The sequence below is a fragment of the Bradyrhizobium sp. Tv2a-2 genome (genome assembly GCF_000472425.1).
Lineage (GTDB): Bacteria > Pseudomonadota > Alphaproteobacteria > Rhizobiales > Xanthobacteraceae > Bradyrhizobium.
In genome coordinates this window covers 483535-503632 of sequence record NZ_AXAI01000002.1, presented here as the reverse complement: position 1 = coordinate 503632, position 20098 = coordinate 483535, and the positions used below count along the sequence as shown (strand labels likewise).

Genomic DNA, 20098 nt, shown 5'->3' with positions numbered 1-20098 from the left:
TTGCGAGCGGCGCTGAACTCGAACACCCTCAGGCTTTTCGAATGACAGGCGGTGTCCACGAGCCGTCGAGGATGCCCTCCTTGCCCCAGTAGGCACGGATGTAAAGTGAAAAATGCCCATCCGGCGCCGGCAGCCAGTTGCCTTCCTTGTCCTTGCCGGGAGACTTCGCGCCGGCATAGAGCGTCAGCGAGCCGTCGCTATTCTTTTTGAGGTTTTTGTTTTTGGTGCCGAGCGAGTAGCGCTTGAGTTCGTTCGCGTTGAAGAGATGCCTGTCGTTGTACAGTGTCAATGACCAGAAGCCGTTGACCGGCGGCTCCTGTCCCGCCGCGAACGTGATCTCATAATTGTTAGCCCCTGACAGTTCGGTGCCCGCGCCGTCATAATCGGTGTAGAAATATTGCGTTTCGGTCGGCCTGTTATCGAACATGTTCGACTTCGCGGTCCCGGTTCGGTCGAAATAATCGATGCCAAACTGCGCATTGTTGGTGGAGCGGTTCCACCCGTTACCAGCCGGGCGCCCATTGTGCTTCCATTGGAAGAACTGCTCGATGACTTTCTCTTCCGTGTCGACGGCTGTCGCAACCAGCGCCTTTTTCAGCTCTGGGTCCTTGGCCGCGGAGTCGAGCAACAGGCGAAATTGCGCGTAGAGGGCCTCCTCGCCGGGCAACGGATCGACAAGGTCGATGGCTTCGCCGAACTCATCGAAGAACTTCTCCGGCACCACCCACTTCGTTTCTTCCCCGTTCGATGCTGGACCCTGAATGTTCGGGACCTTGCTCCATTCGATGGTCTTCATCTTTCCGGTGAAATCCTTCAGCGGATAGGCGACTACCTGGTTGATAACCGGCTGAATCGCCTTCTTGTCCTCCGCCGTGTCATCCTGGAACACTCTTGGAATGGCGTTTGCGAGCGACGTGGAGCAGCGGATGATTTCCGTGATGCCAACAGGCTTGAGACCTTTCCAATTCGGGCCGACGAGCAAATAGAAGCCGGGCCTCGAGTTATAGGGCTTACCGAGCTGGCCGAACTGGTCGGTTCGCGCATCATAAAGGGCGTAGACCCAGAAGCGTTCGCCGAAATCCGGCACCTGGATGACCACAGGCTCCTCATCGAGCGAGAAGAACCCGAGGCCATAGACGACATCCTGGTTAGGACATGTCACGAAAGATTCGGATGGTTCGATGTAGTCGGCGAGCATCGCAATCTGGCCGCGCGGCGCGGCAGGCAGAACGCCATTGAGATGGGCCGGTTGCGGGGCCTGCGTGATCGCGGCCCTCCGGTTCATCATGTTTACAATGGGCCAACCCCAGACATAAGCGAACTGCGCGATCGTCCTCGCGTAGTCCGGAAACATTACGATGCCTGTCGCCGGCTCCGTCACGTCACTGTCATACGAAGGCTGTTCAGCAGCCTTAGCCGTGCTTGCAATGGCGATCGTTGCGGTCGAAACCGCGACTGGGGCCCCCAGGGCGGCGAGCGAAGCCGCGCCAAGGCCACTCTTGATCGCGTCGCGGCGGCTCGTGCTGAGATCATCGACAGAAGTCTTTTTCATTGTGCACTCCTCTTGCAACCATCGCGGCTCCATCGCATCGCAATCGCGTTCAGAAGTTATTTCATCTTCACGACGTCGTCCGGCTTCCAGGTCTGATCGAAGAACTCGACGCCCGTACCATAGAGGCGCAGCGCGACCAGGAAGTTCCGTCCACCGACGGTTTGGATAAAGTTCGACGCAGGCGCGTCGGCGGGTTTTGCGGGAGCGAACCACAGATCGACCGAACCATCACCGTTGGTCGCAACCTTGTTGTATCCGTTGATCGACGGCATCAGTTGCGGAGCTTCGACCATGGTCCCATCGGTGATGTTGTAGGCAGTGACGGCCCAGAACAGCGCCGCTGGTGGATCGGGCGGCAAATGCAGCTTGTAGGTGTTCGACCCGTTGAGGAATTCGCCGCTCGCGTCCCGTAGCGTGAATGGATATTTCGACCCGGCTCCCAGCGTTCTCATGACCATGGCAGGAGCCGAGGAATAAGCGATCTGGAAGTAGCTGGCGCGCTGGTTCACATCGAGATAGCTGTCTTGCAGCCATTCGGACGTGCCGCTGGCCCAAGTGTTCAGATATTGCCGATCCTTGTAGTAGCGATCCCGCTCGTCCGGCCTGCCGAGCTGTCGAAGGGCCAGGATCATTTTCGGCGCAGTCACGACAGCCTTCTGCAGCAGCGCCTGTTGCTGCGGTGTCGGATTGAACGGCTGTCCCTTGATGATGCCGATTGAGGCGAGCACGCCGCGCAATTCAGGATCGATCGCCGATATCGGTTCGTAATCGACGAATGCCTTGAGCTTGGTCCAGAACGTATTGTCGACCGGATACATCATATTGATTTGCTTGCCGCTGCCATCGGGAAACTGCATCGGCTTGACGTCCTTCTCCGGTGCCCAGAGTGGGTACACCCGGGTCTGCTCGGCAAGCTTGACTGCCGGCTTCGGATCAGGCCCGTTGTCGCCCTTCGGCATGATGGTGCGGAAGAACAGGAAGACGTTGTAGGTTTTGGATTTGAACGCAAAATAGCCCTGCGGGATCTCGCCGTCATAATCCGGCGGCAGCAGCAGATAGAGGCCGCCACGTGCGCGGTCCGGTCCGATCAGTCCGACATCCGTGATCGTGCGCTGGAAGAAATCGGTAAACATGCCGATGACGTCGCGCGGCGCGGCAACGACCAGCGGACCGGTCTCCTTCAGGTCGAGATAGCTCATGGAATAGATGACATCGGCGTTCGGTGTCGGCACCCAGGTGCGCGAATCCATGCGCTCCTTCCAGATCGGCAGAACGTTGTAGCCTTTGCCGAACACCGCCTCCGAGCCGTCACGCATTCCGATCGTGTTCAGCGCGGGCAGCATGGTCATGTAGGTGTGAACCGCGCGCTGATAAAACAGCTCGTCGCGCAGGTCTTCCGCTTCCTTTTGCGGCAGCCAGTTCCCGTTATTGATCTGCTTGACCAGGGGCGGCGCCGTCTGGTCCTGTTGCGCGAACACGGGCACGCACAGCGACGAAATCAACAGGGCGGACGACAGGATCGAACTTCCGCTTCTCATTGTGTTCCTCACTGACTGGAGATCGGGAACATCCCGACGAGCGCCCTCTCCTATTCGAACGCTGCGTCGCCTTAATGTACTCAATCGCTTGCGCCGCGCTGTGCGTTTTGTGCCAAACCGGGAGGAAGGCAACGGAAGCGATTTGCCCCGTCGGGCGCGATCGTGTCGCGCCGCTGACAACAGCCACGATGCTCGCCAAATCAGCCTATCCGCCGACCGGTTCACTCGCGCACATCACTGCGGCAAACCATGGGACGAATGCCGTCATCAAAGAGAAACTTGCGACATTCGATCGCAGAGATCACCAAATCAGGTCCGCGCGTCTGCGAGATCCAGCCGGCGTGAAACTGCGATGGCCTTCAGGAACTGTTCATCGTGACTGACCACCAGCAGCGCGCCGTCGTAGGCTTGCAATCCGGCCTCGACCGCTGCGATGGAGTCGATGTCCAGGTGGTTGGTCGGCTCGTCCAGGATCAGGAGTGAGGGCGGAGTTGGTCCACCCAGAACGCAGGCCAGTCCAGCGCGCAGCAATTGCCCGCCGCTCAGGCTGGAGACGACCTGTAGCGCGGCGTCGGCCCGGAACATGAAACGGGCCAGAGCCGCCCGGCAGGCATTTTCGCCAGCCTCCGGGTTGATGCGCCGGAAGTTGTCCCGAACCGAGGCCGAAGGCTCGAGCACGCTCACCCGCTGATCAAACATCGCAAAGTCGGTCATGACCCGTACGGTCCCGGTCCATGGCCGCAACTGCCCGGTGACGAGCGCCAGGAACGTCGTCTTGCCGGAGCCGTTGGGGCCGACGACGACGACGCGTTCAGGTCCGGTGATGGAAAACGAGAGATTCCTGATGATCGCCCGTTGCGGCTCGTAACCGACGCTTGCGGCATCGATCATCAGGACCGTCTTGCTCGCCGGCAGGTACGTCGGTGGGAGAACGACCGAGAGTGGCTGAAGCACTTCGATGCGCTCGCGAGCGGAGGCCGCAACCTCCAGAGCCTGCGCGCGACGCCGCTCCGCGAGACGGGCATTCTCACCGCTCGTGTCCTCGCTGCGGTCCTTGCGCGTACCCGCGAGGATACGTGGCATGTCACCCTTTGCACGTTTCCTCTGGCCTGAACGGTCCTTGCGCGCCTGCCTCTCGGTGGTTTCCTGCGCCCTTCGATCGATCTCGGCAACGCGCTTCTCGGCGTTCGCCAGATCGTGCCGAGCGGCGGCGAGCTCAAGGGCCTTGCGTTCGCGATAGTGGTTCCAAGCGCCGCCATAGTGTGTGGCTCCCAGCGAACTCAGCTCGACGATCGCATCCACGGTTTCGAGCAGCTCCCGGTCATGGCTGACGATAATCGCCCCGCTCCGCCAGTTGGCGAGAAAGTCGATCACCGCCGTGCGTCCCTCCCGGTCGAGGTTGTTCGTCGGTTCGTCCAGGAGCAGGAAGTCAGGCCCTGCGAAGATGAGCGCTGCCAGACGAGCCCGCGTGCTCTGCCCGCCCGACAATGTCGCCGAAGGCGTTTCGGGCCGCACGTCCAGCCCGACGCGACCGAGAGCGGACGCGACGCGGGCCTCCAGCGTCCAATCGGCGTTCGCGAGTTCCTCAGCGGTGGCCTCGCCGCTGTCCGCGCGGCGGAGAAGGGCTAACGCCTCGCCGATACCGAAGATATCGGCGACGGTTTCGCTCGGATCGAGCTGAATCGTTTGGTGCAGGACGCCCAGAGTGCCGTTGACGGTGACCATACCGGAGTGAGGGCGCACGTCACCGGAGATCAGCCTGAGGAGCGTGGTCTTCCCGGCGCCGTTGCGGCCGACAAGCCCGGTCCGTACCGGGGCGAAACTCAGTTCGAGATCGGAAAGGAGCGAACGCCCGTCAGGCGTGGACCATGAAAGATTGGAGAGGGTGATCGAGGCAGGCATGGATATGGATTTCCCCGGTGGCAAGGCGAACTGGCGTTACGGTCGGGTTGAAATCCATTGCTGCACATCCTGTCGAAACGAATGCCTCTCGATGGGTTGGGCATCCAGCGCCACATATACGAGGGCAATCCAAGTGCGACAAGTCCCTCGATCAGACGGCCGGCGAAGCTCCCATCTGGTGGCACCATAATCAGCGGTCCGCAAGCAGCGGCCCGGCGCGAGAGCGTCTCTGGCCAGCAAGCGTGAGCCTCATCTCAGGGCCAACTTCTCATAGAGGGCAACAAGGAACGACGCCTCAGTGCTGTCCAATCTTCGGCCGAGGCGTGCCAAAGACAACAACTGCTCCCACCACCAGCAACCAGAATGGAAGTACTCCGACGCCCGGTATCGCCTCCAGGACCAGCCCCGGCAGAAGCAACCATTGCCAGCCCAGCACGACGAACAACAGCGCGGCCGTCACGACATCGACTACCCATCCGATCGGCGGCGCCAAGCTGGTGAAAGCACCAATGACATCGGACAGACCAGCAACGCCAAATGCGAGTGCAAGTCGCACGACCGAAAATTTGAGGGGCGCAGAAGCTGTCGTCCCGGTTGACCGCTTCTCCAATTCCGGGGGAGCAGAAGGATCGGACATTTTGACCGTCGCTCTCCGTCTTGTAGGATCGCCGATGATACACCAGCTTTGACACCGCGAAACTCGAAGCTTTGTCAGGTCCGGGTCAAAACGCGGCTTTGGTGGAATCCGATGGCGGTGACCAGCATCGGCCTTCATCAACGAGTCCGTCGCCCAGCCCGCGTTCAAGCCAGCCTTGATAGAAACGGCTAATGTGCTGGCGCCATCTTTCTCTGCATCCCCGGTGTCGTGGCGGGCGGCTTCATCGCGGCGCCATGCGCGGGGAGATATTTGGCAACGATGGCGGGATCGACTTGGGCGATGGCGCTATCCGGCAGGCGGGTCCAGGTCTCGTCGCGGCCGAGCAGCGAAATGCCGATATAGCCGCGCAGCGTCAAGGTCTGCCCGTCCGGGCTCAAGGTCATCTTGGCGTTGTAGATCTTGCCGTCGCGGGGATCGAGCACGTTGCCGTTCTCATAATTCAGACCATTGCGCTTCATGTCGCGGACGAAGGAGATCCCGAGCCAGGGCGCGTTCTTGCGGTCGTCCGTGCACTCCGAACAGATCCTCGGGCCCGTAGTACTGCCTGGCCTGGGGAACAGTTTCGCCATCACGCCCTCGAAGACGCCGTTGTGATCGACGACCAATACGTAAAGCCGGGGCTCGCCGTTCTCGATCTTCTGCCACAGGCCCGCCGCGGAGGGCTCGGCCGCAGCAGGCCAAGCAGCGGCCACCCAAAGGGTCAGGCCCACGATCAGCGACAGCAATCGCCGAAGTCCGAAAGACCAATTCCGCATCGTTGTCACCTCGACCAATCCGTCGAATTCAACGCCCCCTTCAATTGCTGCAGACTACGGCCATTTTGCGGGCAGCTGGTATAAAGCTAAGGTCGTGGCGAGAAAGGGCACCCCGTCAGACTCGTGCGGAGGGCAGATCATTGGTTGTTGCCGCGTGGCGACGGTATCACGGCGCGAGCCGCCAGGCCATTCAGCGGCAAATCCCAACACGCCGCCCTCGCCGGACGAAAGCCACGGTGCAGCATGACTCAGTGTTTCTGTCGCGATTCAAAAAACAGCCGGACGAGCGTTGCATCGCCGATAACTTCTCCAACTGCTCGAAAGGCGAACCAGGGAATCAGTATGAGGAGCACAATGAAGCTGGTCGCGATCACTTGCCACAGCGTGCCGCCGGCGAGGCCTGCTAGCGAATCGGCGATTGATTCCCCGCGGAGGTGCCCCAGGATGACTTCTTCGATGGCAGTCAAGCATATCAGCACGACCAGGAAGGCGAACGACCTGTAGAGCGTCGAGATGATCAGCGGATGTTTTTGGGTCAGGCCGTCACCGAGCCCAAACATGCGTCCGATCAGCAAGAATTTGGCTGACACCAAAGCCTTGATCGCTGCAAGAACCCATGGAGCGAAGCTTACGCCGTAGACTTTCAGGAGCGCAGCTTTGTACGCCAAAAGTGCGGTGAAGCAGATGAAGAGGTAAGCCGCCAGAATAGCGAATTCGCGCAATTCGGTGACGAAGCGCTCGCGATATACCGACTTTTCCATTTGGGTCCTAGCCATGGATTCTCTTGAGGACGGTTACCGACCACAGAACAATGGCAGCGAACACGTACGTCGCCGAAAGTGACGCCTGGACGCATCCTTTCGGCGACGGGCTCGTCGGGCAGTGTCTTCCTCTAGTGGTTGGCGCTACTAGAAGCTTCCTGCAGATTCCGAAGTACCTCGTCGAGATTGAATGCTGCAGGTTTCTGCCGCGGCGGGAAGCGCACGAAGTCCTGGATTTGCTGGGCAACCAGTCCCTGCATTTCGTAGAGAAGATAGGCGTGCGATATCACCCAGTCCCAGTATGTATTGGAGTTCTCGTCGGCCCGTTCAAATGGGTCACGCCGGAGGTTGAACATCTTCGGAGCCCGCAGTTTCACGAATGGCTCGAACCAGCACATCAGCTGTTTGGCCCTTTGTTCCATGAGCACGACTTTCCAGTCGCCCATCCGGATCGCCAGGATGTCGCCGTCGTCGCTGATGTAGAAGAAAAACTTCCGCGGACCCTCGGTCGTGGTCCCCGTCAGATACGGCAGCAGATTATAGCCATCGATATGCACTTTGAAGGTCTTGTCTCCCGCCTTGTGGCCTTGCAAGAGCTTCGAGGTAATCTCCGGCTCTCCCGCGGCGGCCAGCAGCGTAGGTAACCAGTCCTGGTGCGAGGCGACGTCGTTGAACACCGAGCCTGCTTTGATCTGGCCTGGCCAACGGACGAAAACCGGCACACGCCATCCGCCCTCCCAATTGGTGTTCTTTTCGCTACGGTATGGCGTGATGCCGCCGTCTGGCCAGCTGTTGTAATGGGGACCGTTATCGGTCGAGTACATGACGATGGTATCGTCAGTGATGCCCAGCTCGTCGAGCTTCGCGAGCATCCTGCCGATGTTCTCGTCATGTGCGACCATGACGTCGTTATAATCGCCCTGACCGCTCTTACCCTTGTGCTTCGGCGCGCAGTGCGTTCTGAAATGCATTCCAGTGGTATTGTACCACAAGAAGAACGGCGTGCCATTCTTGTGAGCCTTGTCGATGAAGTTCAGCGCGTGCTCGGTGACCTCTTCATCGATCGTCTCCATGCGTTTCTTCGTCAGCGGGCCGGTATCTTCGATCCTCTGCCGTCCATTGCCGTCAGACCAGCTGTGCAGGACGCCGCGCGGACCGAACCGCTGCTTGAATGTCGGGTTCTTGGGATAGTCGGGATCCTCCGGCTCCTCCTCGGCATTGAGGTGGTACAGATTGCCGAAGAACTCGTCGAAACCGTGCATGGTCGGAAGGAATTCGTCCTTGTCCCCAAGGTGATTCTTTCCGAACTGACCGGTGACGTAGCCCCGCGGCTTCAGTAACTCGGCGATCGTCGGGTCCTCTGCACGGAGACCCACATCGGCTCCAGGCATTCCAACCTTGGTTAAACCGGTACGGATCGGGTTTTGGCCCGTTATGAACGCCGCGCGGCCCGCTGTACAACTCTGCTGGCCATAGTAGTCAGTGAAAGTCGCTCCTTCGTGACCGATGCGATCGATGTTGGGGGTTCGATAACCCATCTGGCCACGGTTGTTGTAGCTGATGTTCCACCAACCGATATCATCCCCCCATAGGATGAGAATGTTTGGTTTGCCTGGCCTAGCCATCTAGGTCTCCTTTGCGTTCGTGTCCGGTTTTTGCGCGTTGTAGGTTCCAACCGTTGCCTCGGCGATCATGCGACCCGAAACAGCACGGCAAAGAAAGCAAACAGGCCTATGCAAAAAAGCAGAATGGCGATCGCCACAACAGGCGACTGCATTCCGTCTGTTCTCATTCCTGCGATCGGAGCGAACGTGCCTCCCGATAGGTATCGCGCTGTCCACCAGTACTGGCGGAGCGAGACGGCAAGAGCTAGGATCCCGCAACCGATCAACGCAAGCCCGAGGCCCCGCGGGGCATTCGGGAAATAAGCCGGCCGCGCGTCCGGAAGCTGCTGCAAGCGGTCGAGATATTGGACGATAGCGAATCCGAAGCCGATCAGCGCGGCGGCAGTGCGCACCCATGACATCATGGTGCGTTCGAGGCTAAGGCGGGTTCGGATCCACCCGAAATGGCTGTCAGCCGTTACCCTGACTTCAAACCTGTCAGCACTATCGGCATGATGTAATTCGGCCATACGCGTTGCCTCGCTGCCGACGGCTCACCGAGTCTATGTCGCAAGGAAATGAAGGGGCCTCGCCCAACTATCGTTGATCTAGATCAATAGATGCCAAAACTCGAATTGAGCACTTCGGTCTGCTATACCTGCGAACCTTCCGTCAAAACATCGAACGGAATACCTCAAGCGGTTGGCAGCTTGCGGCGCAAAGCGCTCGATTGAGCTGGCAGCCAGTTCGCCGAGGGGTCAGTATACGACCTGAACGCCTCAGGTGCGCGGCACCCCTCGGGTTCGGGGTCCGCCGGACAAGTTCATTTTGAAATGTGAAGCCGTTCACATTTGTCTGCTTTTGGGCGAGCTAGCATTGGTTTAGCTTCTCACTTTTGAGGAGGCGCGGGATGCTAAAGGCGATCAACAACCGAAACTCCGGAAATTACACGCGAGACTGGATGACGGCTCTTTTGGGTTGTGCTGACTTCTCGTCAATGTTTGTGTGGCGAAAGGAGCGCGATGACAGCAAACCGAAGCCGCCCTGGAAACGATTCGACGATACCCATCACTGGGATTCAATCGCGGATGAATGGATTCCCAACGATCTGAAGTGATCGCTCGCGGCCTGTATCCGAGCCGATGTCAGCCAGCCTGCCGCCCTCGTTATTGCCGGACGCCATCCACGTATCCGGGTCTCATCGGTCATCTGCTTGATCATCTTTTCGAATGCGAAGATGATCACGGTGCCATCGCTTAGGGCGAATGGAACCAAAAAGAAAACGGAGGACAGATGACTTGTCGAAATTTAGGTGCAAGCTTGCTGGCGGCAGCTATGGCTTTAGCGTTGCCCGTGGATGATCTGGCCATGGCTGCATCGGCGAATGCCGCGGTTGCGACCGATTTCAGCGCGCAGCGTCGGCAGGGCGGTGCTCAACGTCGACCAGCTGCAAATCGGCCTCGTCCGCCGGCTGCAAATCGGCCTCGGCCACCGGCAGCAAACCGACCGCGCCCACCGGCTGCTAATCGGCCCCGGCCGCCAGCTGCAAATCGTCCGTCTCATCGACCCCGACCGCCCGCCGTTCATCGGCCGCCCCGTGCTGGCGCTTGGGCCCGTCCCCGCCGCTACACTTGGCGCCCAGGCGGTGCGATAGCCGCAGGTGCAGCGATTGGCTTCATCGCGGCGGCGAGCGCCGCGGCTTGGGCCGGTCCTCCGCCAGCGGCTGGCCTTTGCTGGTATTACACCGACTGGACGCAGCGACAGGGCTTCTGGGATTGGTGTCCGTAGAATCCAAAAAGCTACAGGCGGACCCTTCCGAGTCCGCCTGCAGCCAAGGGCATAGCACCGTCGAGGTGCTAACCATCCCAACGCCGCACTCTATTTGCGAGCGCGGCAATGCCCGCCTCCAACATGCGCAACGTTGCATTCGGCCCGACTGAATGGCGGACAAATCGAGCCAAACCGGCCGGCTGTAAGACGATGGCGCGATACATCAGACATTCCGCGACTTATGGTCACCTCGGCGGAGTGAGCGGCGCTGACGATTGACCGGACCTGGATATCGAGGGCAATCGCTCGGCGAGCCGGCGCATCGCCGGATCCGCGTGGCGCTCGGCAATCAGCTTCTGCAGCAGCATAGTGGCGCGGGTTACATCAATCCCGAGCATGGCGTGGGCCTTCAGATATGCCTCGCGCCAAGCGGGCGCCGCGTCGTCCGGCCAGGGCTCAAAGACCGCGATCGGCTCCTCGCGACCGCGGACTGCCAGCTGGCCAAGTGGACGTAGCAACGATGCATCGCATCGCGCGGCTGCATCAGGCCCGACACAGATCGTCGAACCGAGCTCCTTGTTGCAGGCCTGAAGCCGCGCCGCCATGTTCACGCTATCACCGTGAGCCGTGTAGTCGAGTTTGGATTGAATGCCGACGTCACCAACGATGGCGGGTCCGGTCTCGATCCCGATTCGCGTGCGGCCAAGCCCGATTGCCGCGGCAGGCGCGTCGCGGCGAAAGCCCTCGCTCCAGGCCTGGATGGCGATCGCGCATTCGACGGCGCGTTGCGGATGCTCCTCAAGGTCGAGCGGCGCATTGAAGAGAGCATGCACGCCGTCTCCGACGATCTTGTCGATCATGCCGCCATGATTGATCACAATGCCGGCGACGCTTTCGAAATACCGGTCAAGCGTTGTGACCAGCTCCTCAGGACCGGCGCGATGCATCGTAGCAGTGAAATCCTCGATGTCCGTGAACAGCGAGGTGATCTCACGCCGCTCGCCGCTCAACTTGACCAGGTCCGGGCGTTCGACGATACGCCGCACGACTGCTGGCGAAAGATGCTGTTCAAGCCGATGGTGGAGCAACGCCTCGCGCCTGCGCGTCACCGAATATGCGGTGCCGGCCGTCACGGCGAACACCAGGGCCCCCGCAATGGATGGCGTCAGTGGATCGACGAGGCGATCCGCGAGTCCCGACAGGGCGAATGCGGCGATCCACAGAACCGCGATCGTGCCGCCCAGGATTGCGCTGCCGGCAGCCGGGGACAAGGCCGTGCCGAGCACGATGGCAAGCGCGCCGATGACGAGCGCAGTCAACGGATCCGCGATCGGCGCGGCAGGCAGCGGGCTCGGCACGCGGCCGGCGGCCATCTGCTCGACCGCATCGGCCTGGATTTGCACTGAGGGCGTCAGCGGGTCCGCAGGCGTTTTGCGCAGGCCGTTGAGCTCTGGCGCGGAACCGCCTAGCAGCACCACCGCGTCCTTCAGTCGCCCCCGGTCAGCCTTTCCCTCGAGGACATCGATCGCGGAGAGCGTGCGGCCGACGTGACGCTGCGGCGATACCGGCGCGAGCCGGAGTAACCCATCGCGCGACAACGCCACCCGCCTGCTACCTACCTCCAGTGTCGGAGGCTCGCCCTCGATGAGGTAGCTTGACGCACCGGATGCTAGCCGCAGCGCCTCGGCAGCGAGACCCGGCATCAACACGCGACCGACGGCGACGAAGACCGGGACCTGCCGGATGGCACCATCACTGCTGCCGGGCAGCGACAGGGCTCCCAGTCCCCGCGCTGCGGCCGCGAGCGGCGGCGCCGGCCCGACGGCCCCCGTGGCCTGCCATACATCGTCGAAGGGCGGCGACCCACGGCTGACGATCGAGGCCCCCGGCAATGTGTGGTCGCCATCGGGATCGAGCACAAAGCCGAGCGCGACCGGGACGCTGCTGATTGCTTGTGCCAACCGCTTGTCACCGTCCGGCAAGCTTTCTGCCAGCGCGCTGATCTCGGCGTGACCGGTCACCGATCCGAGCCGTCGGGCCAGTGCCGCCGGCGAGCGGTCGTCTGGCTCGGCGAACAGCACATCGATTGCAATCGCAGCCGGCCGTGTGTTCGCCACCGCCACGACAAGCCGCGCCATCGTCTCCCGCGGCCACGGCCACGGGCCCAAAGCATCAATGGACGCACGATCGATGTCGACAACAATCACCTTCAGGTCTGATGCCACGGGCCTGTGCAGCCCCTGTTCGCCGGCGAGCACGAGGTCGAAGGCGCTGTCGCGCAGCCCTTCGCGCATGGTTCGCGGCAGCAGACTGGCGGCTGCCAGCAAGGCAGCCAGCATCACCAGGCCCGCCGCGACCGGCAGGCGCTGCCGCAGTGCCCGACGCATCCTACCCATTGACGTGCTGCAGCGCGATCACTCCGAACAGACCAGTTTGCGACGACGACGGTGAAATGGCCTCTCGTTTGGCAGCCTGCTTGCCCAACGTGGAAGCCAGTCCCCTCAAGATAGTCAGCTGACGCTCGCGAGCGCGGCGCGGATACGCTCAGGCGCCCACCGTTTGACCGGGGTCGGCGGCGTGCCGGGCGAGACAATGTCGGTACCTTCGCCCTGGCGCAGCGTCACTTGCTGACCGGCCGCACTCACCGTCACCGAGCCGCGGGCAACGAAGACGCCGAAACGATCATTGCTGGGCCCTGCGAAGAATCGTGTGCCGCGCACCGCGATCAGCGCGAACGGACTGCGAATTTGCACTCCGGTGTGGTGCGGCCGCTCATCAAGCAGCATCGGCCCCGCGTTCAGCGTTATCTCCCCGCCAGCATCGACCAGAAACCGATCGATCTTCAGCCGCGCCTGTTCGCCAAGCCTCACCGTCGTATTGCGGCCGAGCCGCATCCCCAGGCGCGACGCCGCGCCGGTCACGATCTCCTCACTGAGAAAAACCGGCGCGGTTTTATCAAGCGTGCGGCTGACCGAATCGAGTTCGCCGAATGCCTGGCCTGTCACGTCTTCGACCGAGCCAACCGGCTCGACCGCACGCGCTGGTCTGAGAAAAAGAATGAACGGAACCGCCAGCCCTCCCTGGCGAAGAAGCCAGCGTCGATTGCAGGAACGGTCGCGTTTGACCTCGCCAGGTCCGGTCATCGTCAAATCCCCGCTAGTTCGATGTTCCAGGGGTGCAATAAACTGTCATTGTCGGAGATACCAGCGGTGCGTTCTGTCACCGGGTTCACAAGTTGCCGGCGCTTCAGCCTGTCGGCAGGCGAGCACTGTTACAATTGACATATTACCCCGATGACCGGCGCCGCAAAAGCGGAACACCCGCCTAACTAAGCGCATTCGGACGGCCGTGAGGCCACTCGCGGCGCTGGTGTCCCGAGAATGCGTGCATGTTTTCTCATGGTGGAAATCGATCCGGCGCCGTCCGCGCTGTTGGGGCGTGCGCCGGATCATCTTGTATATCGCTGTATTCAAATCCCAGGGAACGCCCAAACATTTATGGTGGCGGCACCCTCGCGCAGCTTTTTGATCGGCACGTAGTCTGGTGAGTTCCAGAACGCCTGGATGGCCTCCATTGTCGGAAATTCGAACATGACCACCGGTCGCGTATCATGTTCGCCTTCGAACACTTCCACCTTGGCGCCTCTTGCGGTGAGCTTACCACCAAACTTGGCGATGAACGGGACGACCGCCTCACGATACTTCTGATATTGGGGTTCGTTCGTAATCGTAGCTTGAACGATAAAATACGCAGACATGGTCAAGGCCTCTTTCCAATCGCATTGCGGTTGTGAGCGATGCAAGCGTCGTGGTCTTTGCATCGCAATGCGCGGCTTCCGCTCACACCTTCTTCACTGGAGGGATTGTCCACGTCCCGTCGAGAATCGACGGCGCGTTTTCGTCCGGCCAATACATGCGCAGCATGAGAATGAACTTGCCGTCAGGAGCGGGAAGCCAGTTCGCCTCCTTGTCGGCGCCCGGCGAGTCCTTCTGGATCAAGAGGTCGACCGAGCCATCGGGGTTGGACTTGAGATTCTGCCGCGCGCTGATTGAGTAACGATTGATCGGATTGGCTACGAAGAAGTATTCGGCGTTGTACATCGTGAGCGACCAGAAGCCCTCGACCGGCGGCAGCTCGTTCTTGGCGAAGCGCATGACGTACTTGTGGGCCCCATCGTAGGCGCGATCCTCTACATCCTTCAGCGAGGTCGGATAGACCGCATCCTGCGGGCGGTTGGCGCCGAGACCGATAGCGGTGACCAGCGCGCGCATGAGATAGTCGGTGCCATAGAGGCCGGTCTTGGTGGTATAGCCCCAGCCGTTGATGTCCTTCACGTCCTTGTTGATCTTGAACTGGAGCATGATCCGGTCGAAGGCGACCTGCGGGATGCGTTTGACGAAATCGGCGTGCAGCTTGCTCGCATCGAAATCCTTGCCCGGCACCAGCCCGATCTTGGCGTACTTGGCGAGCGCCGGGGCGTCGGCAGGCGACGGCGGATTGGCTTTCATGAGCTGCGCGAGCAGTGTGAAATAGGCCACCGCGTCCATGCGGTTCACTTGGTCGCGCACCGCCATCTTCATGTCGATCGAGGGATCGACCTTTCCCTCGGACGGCGTATATGGCTTGCCGTATGCGCTCAGGGGTACCAGCTTGCACTCGTCCTGCAACTCGTGCACCGCCGCATAGTCTTCCGGCGTGCCGGTGCAATAGATGCGGCCGAGCAGCCATACGATGTTGGTAGGTGATTTGAATTGCTTGATGCCGGCCGGCAGCGTCCCACTCCAATTGGGGCCAGTGATCGCGTAGGTCTGTGCGCCGGTGCCGGTCGTGCGTTTGCCGGGAACCTGAAACACATTGGTCCAGCCGTCCAGCATCGGCATCAGGTAATAGCGATCCTTCATGTCCGGGATGCTCAGAACCCATGGCTCGTTGCCGACATCGAAGAACGCAGTGGTATAGAGCGTATCGGCATTCGGCGCAGTCACGTCGCGGAAGGAAGCGTTGGGATATTCACGCAGCTTGATCAGCTGCCCCATCGGGGCACGGGTGCCCTCCGGCTTCGCAACGTTGGTGACGACCCGGCGGGTCATCTCCATGGTTACTAGCGGATAGCCATAAATGTAGGCCTCGGTGGCCAGCCAGAAGTCTTCAAGTCCTTCGCCAAAATTGAATTCGCCCCATTCCGCTCGCGTCACAGCACTCGGCGAGGCGCTGGCGAGCAGGCCTAAACCAGCAACCGTTACAGTTCGTCGCGTGACCTTCATTGGACATCTCCCATTGGCGACCAAGGACCCGTGGCGCAGCTTGACGAAGGCATGGTCCCAGCTTGGCGGCCTACGTCTTCGGTTTGGTCGGAGCTTGGGTGAAAGGCCGTATCCGCGCTATGCACATTCGGCAGAGACTGGGTGCCATAGGCTTTCGCATGTTCTAGCTGAGCCAAAAGGCGGAAGGCCTTGGCGGTCGAGTTGAAGACATCACCGAATGAGCCGTCAGCGATGGCGCGAAGAGCGGCGCTTAGGGTAGGTCTGCCCAATTGCCTAAAGGTTCAATTCCGGTATTCTTTGCCAATCGGCGATACTTTCAGCTTTGCCTTTCAGCAAATGCGCCACCGGAGGCACTATGGGCCATAGATATCAGAACATCCTTGAGACGGTCGGCCACACACCCGTTGTGCGGATCAATCGTCTAGCTCCCGCGGGAGTCAATTTGTTCGTGAAGATCGAGGCCTTCAATCCGCTCGGCTCGGTTAAGGATCGGCTGGCTCTTGGCGTTATCGAAGCCGCCGAGAAATCGGGCGAGCTGAAACCGGGTCAAACCGTAATCGAGGCGACGAGCGGCAACACGGGAATTGGTCTTGCGATGGTTTGCGCTGCCAAGGGCTATCCCCTTGTGGTCACAATGGCCGAGACTTTCAGCATCGAGCGGCGCAAGCTCATGCGATTCCTGGGCGCGAAGGTCGTTGTGACGCCCGCGGCGGACCGGGCGGTCGGAATGATCAACAAGACGATCGAGCTTGCCAAGACGCACGGCTGGTTCATGACGCGACAATTCGAGAACGAAGCCAATCCCGACTTCCACTCCCGAACCACGGCGATCGAGATCCTGGACGATTTCGGGGGAGAGCGACTGGACTATTGGGTGACAGGCTATGGGACCGGCGGCACGCTGAAGGGCGTTGCGCGGGTGCTCGCCAAGGAGCGCCCCGAAACCAGGATCATCGTCTGTGAGCCCGAAGACGCGCAGCTGCTGGGCAGCGGCGTCGAGCAAAAGCGCAATCCGGATGGTACGCCGGCGATGCCGCATCCGATTTTCAAGCCGCACCCGATGCAAGGTTGGACGCCCGATTTTATTCCGAAGCTGACCGATGACGCCGTCATGATGAAGGTCATCGATCGAATACTGCCGATTCCCGGCCCCGAGGCGGTTCGATGCAGCAAGGAGCTTGCGACCAAGGAAGGTATATTTGTCGGCATCACCTCGGGCGCAACAATGGCGGGCGCGCTCAAGGTCGCGGCGCAGGCAGAGAAGGGTGCAAATATTCTTTGCATGTTGCCTGACACCGGCGAACGTTACCTTAGCACGCCACTGTTCGCCGATGTCTCTGCCGACATGAACGAGGAAGAGCTCAAGATTTCGCACTCGACGCCGACGGCTCGGTTCCAGCCGTAGTCGTTGAAGCGCGATCTCGACGGGATCGGCTCAAAAGCGGACATCGCTGATAGCACTATCTGTGCATTGGCCCTCCGAGGGCCTGTGCCACCAGCTCATGGGAGTCGAGAAGAACACGAATATTGAGCAGCCGGCCGGCCTTAAATCGCGCAAAATGAGCGAGCCGCAAATTGATCGGCTTATTCGAATCCAACGCGGTCAAGGAATAGCGCATCATCGATGCGGCCGTATCCTCGCCCAGCATGAGCGACTCGCGATCAAAGCGATGGACTCGCACGTTTTCGGAGATCTGCCGGCACACCTCGAGCACGGCAGCCTTACCGTGGCGGGCGCCAAGAAACGGAAACAGTTCGATAGGGCCATAGATCACCCAATCGACGTCTTCATCGATGTAGGTCTCCAGATCATCGGACTGGCGCTCATTGATCGCGCGATGCAGCGCGCGCGAGAAACGCCAGAGACTGTGCTCTGCCATCATATCGGATTTCCCGGACTGGACCTGCCGTCAGCAAATGGCCGTGTGAACCGCGCCCGGATGCTTTCGACAGCGATGGAAAAGGTATCGCACGGCGCCGTTAGCCGTGCTGGCACGAGGCGCGTTTAAATCCCCGGAAAGCTCTCACCTCCCCAACGGAACTGCGAACGGCGTGTCGGGCGAGACGTGTCCAGCGCCGTGCGGCCTGCCATGCCTCGAACGATGTCAGCCATCCCGAGGCCTGCACGTACCTCGCATACGTCCAAGCAAATGCGGGTATCGAGATGAGCTTGTGACGGCTGATGCTGAAGAGGCGTTCAACAATCACAAGCTTCAGCACCTCGCCGACGACGAGGACTGTCACGCCGATCGTGATGTGGCCCGTGCCGGCCAAATAAGCGGCAACCGGCTTGACCGGTTCAAGAACGATCAGAGGCACGGCAAACAAGGCCAGGGTGGGATAAGGGCCCAGCGAAGTTATCCGGACGCGAAGGCTTCCGAGTAACTTGTGTCCGGCAATCCCGTTGGCGAATGGTCGAGCAATGGTCATAAAGACCGCATCCACCAACAAGTAGATCGCCGCCAGCATGAATGCCACGGATTTCAAAATTCGGCTCACGTTGAATCCCCAGACAACCGCGCGTGAATAAGTTGCGAGTTCGAACGCGCGCTGGAGATAGGCACCCAGATGTTACGCGAAACTGGCGAGAGGATTAATTTCCTGTAACAAGCGCGGTTTCGGCAGTAGAAGGCCGGGAGACAAAAAGCCGCATTGATTCACTTGTATTCGCCGTCCGTTGCGGCGGCGTCCTGCAGGGTTCCGAACTGGCGTTCCTTCAACCGCCTCACCACGGAAGCAAAGACGGCTCGCGAAGCAGCCGTTCCTTGAGCGGCTGCTTCATGATCTTGCCGTTGGAGGTCTTCGGCAACTCCTCGACGAAGATAACATGCTTCGGAATTTCCGGCTTTGACAGCTTGTCGGCGCAGAAGTCCATGATCTCGCGCCCGGTCAGGCCGGCGTGGCCGCTTTTGGCCCGCACAAAAGCGACGACGGCTTCGCCCCATTGGGGATGCGGCGCGCCGACGACGGCGACCTCTGCAATGCCGTCGTGCTCGGCGAGCACCGCTTCCACGGTCGCGGGAAACACATTGACGGCGCCACTGATGATCATGAATTTCTTGCGGTCGAGCAGATAGAGAAAACCGTCCTCGTCCATCTGCGCGATGTCGTTCGTGCACAGCCAGCCGCCCTCGCGCATCACATCGGCCGTCTCCTCCGGGCGGTTGAGATAGCCCTTCATAACCGCCGTGCCACGGATCCAGACCTCGCCTTGCGTGTTCGGCGGCACGCGCTTGCCGTCGGCGTCCCGGATCGAGCATTCGAAATGCGGGCCGAAGCGCCCAACCGACTTGAGCCATTCGGGACGCCGCGCGAGCGCTTCCCGATGATCCTTTTCGGAGAGATATGTGGCCCACCCGCCGGTTATCTCGGTCAGACCATAGGTCTGCACCAGATCGCAGGGCAGGACCTCCCGCATCTGGCGGATCAGCGCCGGCGACGAGGGCGCCGAGCCGTAGATCAGAAACCGCCACGACGACAGGTCATAGCTCCTGGAGCGGAGCTCGTTGATGATCCACTGGATCATCGTCGGCACCAAGATCACGCTGGTCACGCCGAAGCGCCCGACATCGAGCAGGAACTGATCGATCCGGAAGCCGCCGTCCGGAATCACCGTGGTCATTCCGTTGGCCAGGTTGAAGCTGCTCATGACGATGGTGACCCAGGCCGACGCCGATGGATTGTACCAGACGTCGTCGGGGGAGAAGCCGAAGGAGGAGACCGAGAACAGGATGGCGTCGACCACGCCCTGCTGCGTCAGGATCACGCCTTTCGGAAAGCCTGTGGTGCCCGACGTGTAGCTGTAGAACAGGGGATCGTCAGGCGCGAGCGCGGGCCAGGCCGGCTCGCCTTCGGCTGAGGCGATCAGCGCCTCCTGTTCGTAGGCCAGCGCCCTGGTGCCGATACCGATCAGGACGATCCGCATCGCCTCGAGCTCCGCGAGGTGATCCTTGATCAGAGGCACGCAGCGATCTTCGACAAACAGAAACCGGGTCCTGCTGTCGCGCAGCACATGTTCGATCTCGCGCCAGACATATCGCGCGTTGACCCCGATGCGGATGGCGCCGGTCTTCATGCAGGCGTAGAAGTGCTCATGAATCTCGATCCGTTCCTGCGACAAGGTCGAGACCGTATCGCCCTTCTTCAGCCCGAGTCCTTGCAGCGCCTTGGCAAGACGGTCGGAGCGTTGGTCCATTTGCGCCCAGGTGGCACGTCGGTCACCGCAGATGAATGCGGTCTTGTTCGGATAGTTTCGGCTGGCAGCCTTCACCAGGTCGCGCGCAAAAGTCATCAA

18 protein-coding genes are annotated in these 20098 nt (G+C 60.7%); 3 read left to right on the top strand and 15 right to left on the bottom strand.

The window, feature by feature from the left end; genetic code table 11:
• Positions 1-28: 28 nt before the first annotated feature.
• The 8 genes from A3AI_RS0105990 to A3AI_RS0105955 all read right to left on the bottom strand — a co-directional run bounded on the left by A3AI_RS0105990 (position 29) and on the right by A3AI_RS0105955 (position 9300).
• The gene (locus tag A3AI_RS0105990) at positions 29-1552 is read right to left on the bottom strand and encodes a DUF1254 domain-containing protein (RefSeq protein WP_024514702.1); all 1524 of its coding nucleotides are present in this window, start codon (positions 1550-1552) and stop codon (positions 29-31) included.
• Between the two features lie 56 nt (positions 1553-1608).
• Complete coding sequence (locus A3AI_RS0105985; protein WP_024514701.1) at positions 1609-3090, bottom strand: DUF1254 domain-containing protein; 1482 nt, start codon at positions 3088-3090, stop codon at positions 1609-1611.
• A gap of 309 nt (positions 3091-3399) precedes the next feature.
• Positions 3400-4992: an ABC-F family ATP-binding cassette domain-containing protein gene (locus A3AI_RS0105980; RefSeq protein ID WP_024514700.1), complete on the bottom strand. Its 1593-nt coding sequence runs from the start codon at positions 4990-4992 to the stop codon at positions 3400-3402.
• A 295-nt stretch (positions 4993-5287) separates the two neighbouring features.
• Positions 5288-5629 carry a hypothetical protein gene (locus tag A3AI_RS42280; protein WP_036047467.1) on the bottom strand — a complete coding sequence of 114 codons (342 nt, stop codon included), beginning with the start codon at positions 5627-5629 and terminating at the stop codon, positions 5288-5290.
• A gap of 188 nt (positions 5630-5817) precedes the next feature.
• On the bottom strand, positions 5818-6405 hold the full coding sequence (locus A3AI_RS0105970) for a DUF2147 domain-containing protein (protein ID WP_024514698.1): 588 nt from the start codon (positions 6403-6405) through the stop codon (positions 5818-5820).
• Between the two features lie 248 nt (positions 6406-6653).
• Entirely contained in the window at positions 6654-7181 is a 528-nt protein-coding gene (locus A3AI_RS0105965) for a hypothetical protein (protein WP_063615451.1), read from the bottom strand.
• 116 nt (positions 7182-7297) lie between these two features.
• A complete protein-coding gene (locus A3AI_RS0105960; RefSeq protein ID WP_024514696.1) occupies positions 7298-8791 on the bottom strand; it encodes an arylsulfatase in 1494 nt (497 codons plus the stop codon).
• Between the two features lie 65 nt (positions 8792-8856).
• Positions 8857-9300, bottom strand: a complete 444-nt coding sequence (locus A3AI_RS0105955) for a YidH family protein (RefSeq protein WP_024514695.1) — start codon at positions 9298-9300, stop codon at positions 8857-8859.
• A gap of 380 nt (positions 9301-9680) precedes the next feature.
• Between A3AI_RS0105955 and A3AI_RS47280 the strand changes: the two genes are divergently transcribed.
• Positions 9681-9887, top strand: a complete 207-nt coding sequence (locus A3AI_RS47280; protein WP_156927651.1) for a hypothetical protein — start codon at positions 9681-9683, stop codon at positions 9885-9887.
• A 267-nt stretch (positions 9888-10154) separates the two neighbouring features.
• Entirely contained in the window at positions 10155-10424 is a 270-nt protein-coding gene (locus tag A3AI_RS47275; RefSeq protein ID WP_156927650.1) for a hypothetical protein, read from the top strand.
• Positions 10425-10785: 361 nt separating this feature from the next.
• On the opposite strand, the gene A3AI_RS0105940 is transcribed toward A3AI_RS47275, so the two are convergent.
• The 4 genes from A3AI_RS0105940 to A3AI_RS0105925 form a co-directional block, all read right to left on the bottom strand.
• Positions 10786-12936 carry a CHASE2 domain-containing protein gene (locus tag A3AI_RS0105940; protein WP_084800835.1) on the bottom strand — a complete coding sequence of 717 codons (2151 nt, stop codon included), beginning with the start codon at positions 12934-12936 and terminating at the stop codon, positions 10786-10788.
• A 114-nt stretch (positions 12937-13050) separates the two neighbouring features.
• A complete protein-coding gene (locus A3AI_RS45155) occupies positions 13051-13683 on the bottom strand; it encodes a FecR family protein (protein WP_024514692.1) in 633 nt (210 codons plus the stop codon).
• Positions 13684-14009: 326 nt separating this feature from the next.
• The gene (locus tag A3AI_RS0105930; RefSeq protein ID WP_024514691.1) at positions 14010-14297 is read right to left on the bottom strand and encodes a DUF1330 domain-containing protein; all 288 of its coding nucleotides are present in this window, start codon (positions 14295-14297) and stop codon (positions 14010-14012) included.
• Between the two features lie 82 nt (positions 14298-14379).
• Entirely contained in the window at positions 14380-15804 is a 1425-nt protein-coding gene (locus tag A3AI_RS0105925; RefSeq protein WP_024514690.1) for a DUF1254 domain-containing protein, read from the bottom strand.
• 355 nt (positions 15805-16159) lie between these two features.
• Between A3AI_RS0105925 and cysK the strand changes: the two genes are divergently transcribed.
• Entirely contained in the window at positions 16160-17209 is a 1050-nt protein-coding gene (cysK, locus tag A3AI_RS0105920; protein ID WP_024514689.1) for a cysteine synthase A, read from the top strand.
• 55 nt (positions 17210-17264) lie between these two features.
• Here cysK and A3AI_RS0105915 read toward each other — a convergent pair whose 3' ends face one another.
• The 3 genes from A3AI_RS0105915 to A3AI_RS0105905 all read right to left on the bottom strand — a co-directional run bounded on the left by A3AI_RS0105915 (position 17265) and on the right by A3AI_RS0105905 (position 20095).
• Positions 17265-17684, bottom strand: a complete 420-nt coding sequence (locus A3AI_RS0105915; RefSeq protein ID WP_024514688.1) for a nuclear transport factor 2 family protein — start codon at positions 17682-17684, stop codon at positions 17265-17267.
• Between the two features lie 100 nt (positions 17685-17784).
• On the bottom strand, positions 17785-18303 hold the full coding sequence (locus A3AI_RS0105910) for a hypothetical protein (protein WP_024514687.1): 519 nt from the start codon (positions 18301-18303) through the stop codon (positions 17785-17787).
• Positions 18304-18529: 226 nt separating this feature from the next.
• Positions 18530-20095, bottom strand: coding sequence for a class I adenylate-forming enzyme family protein (locus tag A3AI_RS0105905; RefSeq protein WP_051382296.1), 1566 nt, complete (start codon positions 20093-20095; stop codon positions 18530-18532).
• Positions 20096-20098: the final 3 nt, after the last annotated feature.